The 3,703-nt window shown below is 74.6% G+C and carries 5 protein-coding genes; 2 read left to right on the top strand and 3 right to left on the bottom strand.

What is annotated here, in order from left to right; all coding sequences use genetic code 11:
* The 3 genes from PV341_RS44230 to PV341_RS44220 form a co-directional block, all read right to left on the bottom strand.
* Nucleotides 1-466, bottom strand: a 466-nt coding sequence (locus tag PV341_RS44230; RefSeq protein WP_500360896.1) for an SUKH-4 family immunity protein, incomplete at its 3' end; no start/stop codon positions are given.
* Between the two features lie 8 nt (nucleotides 467-474).
* Nucleotides 475-1,461: an HNH endonuclease gene (locus PV341_RS44225; RefSeq protein ID WP_500360894.1), complete on the bottom strand. Its 987-nt coding sequence runs from the start codon at nucleotides 1,459-1,461 to the stop codon at nucleotides 475-477.
* A gap of 77 nt (nucleotides 1,462-1,538) precedes the next feature.
* On the bottom strand, nucleotides 1,539-2,105 hold the full coding sequence (locus PV341_RS44220; RefSeq protein WP_500360893.1) for a hypothetical protein: 567 nt from the start codon (nucleotides 2,103-2,105) through the stop codon (nucleotides 1,539-1,541).
* A 312-nt stretch (nucleotides 2,106-2,417) separates the two neighbouring features.
* Here PV341_RS44220 and PV341_RS44215 point away from each other — a divergent pair, with 312 nt between their 5' ends.
* The gene (locus PV341_RS44215) at nucleotides 2,418-2,912 is read left to right on the top strand and encodes a YwqJ-related putative deaminase (protein ID WP_500329006.1); all 495 of its coding nucleotides are present in this window, start codon (nucleotides 2,418-2,420) and stop codon (nucleotides 2,910-2,912) included.
* Entirely contained in the window at nucleotides 2,909-3,388 is a 480-nt protein-coding gene (locus tag PV341_RS44210; RefSeq protein ID WP_500360891.1) for an SUKH-3 domain-containing protein, read from the top strand. The genes PV341_RS44215 and PV341_RS44210 overlap by 4 nt, the downstream gene beginning before the upstream one ends.
* The last annotated feature ends 315 nt before the right edge of the window (nucleotides 3,389-3,703 follow it).

Genomic DNA, 3,703 nt, shown 5'->3' with positions numbered 1-3,703 from the left:
GACCGGGCGTGCTGACCGGGGCCGGGGCGCGCGGCGGTGTGGGGACGGTGTCGGCCCGACCGCCGTCCGGAACGTCACGGCGGTCGGGGATGCCGAGCCGGTCGGCGGCGTCCTGCAGCCACTGCGGCGGGCTCAGCAGGAAGGACGTCGCCTCCAGGTCGATCCGCCGGGGCCGCTCCGGCACGGCGTCCGCGACCGCGCCGGCCGCGGCGCCGTAGATCTCCTCCCAGCGGCGGATGATCTCGCCCACGGGCAGCGCGGGCCAGAGCGTGGCGTCGCCGCTGTCCCGGGCGATGACGATGCGGGTCTCCCCGTCGTCCGAGGTCGGACCGCCGTCCCTCGGCTCGGACCAGACCACGAAGCCCCGGTCGAACTCCCGCACCTGCACCTCACGTGCGAGGTAGGCCGGGACGTCGGCGTTGATCCACCGCTCGGCGCGTTCCTGCGCCTCCGCGAACGTGACCATGTCCTGCCTCACCCCTCCACCGGGACGGCGCGGGCGAAGCCGCCGTCCACCATCAGGTTCGCCACCGTCTCCAGCTCCGGCGGGTCGCCGGCGAGCGCGGCGAGGAAGGCGTCGAAGTCCTCGCCGCAGGGCAGCAGCAGCCCGGTGACCCGCTCCTCGGTGGAACCGAAGGCGCCGTCGGCGTCCCGCACGTCGTCGTACGGGCACAGCCACATGGAACCCAGGTCGGCGCCGCGCGCCTTCACGGCGAGCACACCGCCCTGGACGTAGGAGATCGCCAGGTAGTCCTTGGTGAGGTGGTCCCGCAGGCACTTGTTGACGTAGCCGAGGTCGTTGGCCGCCGCCTCGTCCCGCACGGTGAAGAAGGGCTGGTCGACCAGGAGTCCCAGCATGGGCAGCAGGGCCACACCGCGCGGTGCGCTGCCGCCCGCCGCCTTGAGGAAGGTGCGGTACGCGCCGGGCAGCCGGTAGCCGAGCTCCTCCTCGACGTCCCGGACCTGCTGCTCGGTGACGGCGACCCCGTCCTTGCGCACGCCTAAGTGGACCGGCCGGGTCTCCTGGAGCGGCCGGGTGCCGCGCTTGTCGTGGTCGGCGGAGGCGGTGGTGGCCAGGCCCCCGTGGTGCCGCAGCAACGACTTGACCTCGGCGGGGATCAGCTCCAGACGGCGGCTGCCGGCGACGTGGTGCCAGCTCCACCCGTGCGGCGTGGCGACGGGGGACAGGCTGCCCCACAACTCGTGACCGGCGGCGTGCTGCGCGGCGTTGGCCGACACGTAGTCGGTCAGCCGGAGTTCGTCGATGCCGAAGCCGTCCGGCGGTTCGGCGATCTCGGCCGCCGCGCGGGCGTACGGCGAGAAGTCGGGGAAGCCGCGCTCGTCCACGCGTACGCCCTGCGGGTGGCGGGCGCGCCGCACCGGGTCCGGGAAGTGCACGATCTGACCGGCGTAAGCCGCGTTCGGTGGCGCGGCCCGATACCCGGGCCGACCTGTCGTCATTGCCGATGCCCCCATGCTGGATCCGGTGTTGGGCACAGCCTATGGGGTGTGGCAAGAGGCGCTTGAGCTGGTTCCGGTCACGGCTGGACGGCGGCCGCGGCGAGTTTCCCGTGCTGGGCGCGCGCGACGGCCAGGGGCGGTCCGGCGGGGTCACCGGACGGCTTGACCGTGACGTAGGTGGCCGTGCTGCCCCCGGTGCGCACGACGGTGACGGTGGCGGTGCCTCGCGTGGCGTCGGCGGTGTCGGTCATCACGTAGGCGACCGCCTCGTCGCCCACCGCGGGGGCCCGCGCGGGACGGACGGCGAAGTGCCGGGCGCCTCCCTCCCCGTCCGTCGTCCCGAAGGAACGGCACTGCCTCAGGGCGGCGGTGATCCCGGCGACGACCTCGCCCGCCTCGCCGGGCCGGTGGGCGGCGAGCAGCAGCAGGTCCAGCCCGCCGTCACCGCCGAGCGCCCCGCGCGTGGTGACGGCGGCCGTCACCTGGGCCGTGCGCGGCCGGACGGGGCGGCTGCTCACGGGGTCGGACAGGGGACGGCACCCGGGCCGGTCCGCGGTCAGCGACTCCTCGGGGACGGGCACGCCCGCGCCGCCCGTCACCACGTAGCCGGGCACATCGGCGGAGGTGATCAGCGCCGCCTTCAACCGGGCCGCGGTGAGCGTGCGTTGTGCCCCTCCCGTGGAGGCCGTGGTCGAATCCCGGCCGTTCTCCGTGGGCTTGGCCCCTCTCCCGTCCGACCCGGCGCTACTATCCGTACAACCAATGGCCAACGCAAGGAGCGCCACTGCGGCAGCACACCGGACGACGATACGCATCTCCCCACAGTGCCGTGACATCCGGCACAAAGTAAACCTCTCACCTCACAACCGACTTCCGTAACGCCTTGTCCGTTTGGCAGTCTTACGCACATAGGGGGACGTCCTCGGCGCGAGGACGGATCGGAGGGCCGTACGAAGATGCTGACGAGAGACGCCGCGGATCCGCGGCTCAACTGGGGAGCCGACGAAGCGCCCGCGCCACCGGCGCTGCGCCACCGGCGCGACGGGATCCTGCCGGCGGTCGCCGCCGCGCTGTCCGTCAAGGACGAGGTCCTCACCTGCACCGGCGCCAAGGCGGACCAGCCGCCCCCGCTCCACCCGCTCGTCCAGGACGTCCTCGACGCCCTCCCCGTCGCCCAGCGTGAGCGCTTCACCGGGCGATGTCCCGAGCCGGTGCTGCTGTCCCGCCACCTCACCACCGTCGACGGCGCCCGCAGCAAGCGCGCCGCGCGCAAGCCGCTCACGAACGGCGAGGCCCGCAAGGCCCTCAAGGGCGCCAAGCTCACCGCCCGCCGCATACGCGAGGACGGCGACCCCGCCCATGGCACCTACGCCCCGCCCTGCCGCTCCTGCGAGGCGCTGCTCGCGCACTTCGGCGTCCGCGCCTTCGACCCGGGAGCCGACGCCGAATGAACTCGACCCGCTTCCCCGTCGGCGTCGACGTGGCCCTGCGCGCCGCCGGCTGGCAGCCCGGCCGCTGGGACATCCGGCAGGCCGAGGTCTGGGCCGACACGCTCCGCGCCTACGTCTCCCCCGGCGGCCACCGCCACAGCGTCTTCCCCGCCGCCGTAGAGGCCTGGGCCGAGTTCGGCGGCCTCACCGTGCCGGCCGTCACCTCCCCCGGCCGCCACGTCGCACCCAGCACGGTCCGCGTCGACCCGCTCCACGGGCTGCACCTCGCGCGCACCCTCGGCGACCTCGGCAGCGCGCTCGACACGGAGGTCGCACCGCTCGGGGAGGAGTCCGCGGGCCACGGGCAGCTCGCGATCGACGCCGAGGGGCGCGTCTACTGCCTCGACCACACCGGCGACTACTACCTGGGCCCGACCATCGACGCGGCCCTCGGCGCCCTCACGACGGGCTCCCTCCCCCACCGCCTCACGACCTGACCGCGCCGCCGGGTCGTTGCGTTTGCGGTGCCCCTTGCGGCCGGTTGTTGTGTGCGGGTGCGTTGCGCCTGCGGCGGGCGGTTTCCCCGCCGCCGTCCCTCCCCCCAGCCTTCGGCCGGGGGGACCCCCATCCGGCGCGGTCAGTGACCGCCTCGCGCGGTGGTTGTGGGGTCGGTGCCGCGCCGGCGCACTCCCCCAGCCTTCGGCCGGGGGGACCCCCACAGCGCTCGCGGTTTGGCCCTACGTCGTTCGGCGCCCGGGACCGCCGCTCGTCTCCCCCAGCCTTCGGCCGGGGGGACCCCCATGGCCGCACCC

The organism is Streptomyces sp. PA03-1a, from assembly GCF_033792805.1.
Taxonomy (GTDB): Bacteria; Actinomycetota; Actinomycetes; order Streptomycetales; family Streptomycetaceae; genus Actinacidiphila.
This window is presented reverse-complemented; position numbering and strand designations above follow the sequence as displayed.

Bases quoted from the DNA above. Each gene is read 5' to 3' on its own strand.
- PV341_RS44210 (WP_500360891.1), top strand. From the start codon at position 2,909: ATGAACTCGACCCGCTTCCCCGTCGGCGTCGACGTGGCCCTGCGCGCC.
- PV341_RS44215 (WP_500329006.1), top strand. From the start codon at position 2,418: ATGCTGACGAGAGACGCCGCGGATCCGCGGCTCAACTGGGGAGCCGAC.
- PV341_RS44225 (WP_500360894.1), bottom strand. From the start codon at position 1,461: ATGACGACAGGTCGGCCCGGGTATCGGGCCGCGCCACCGAACGCGGCT.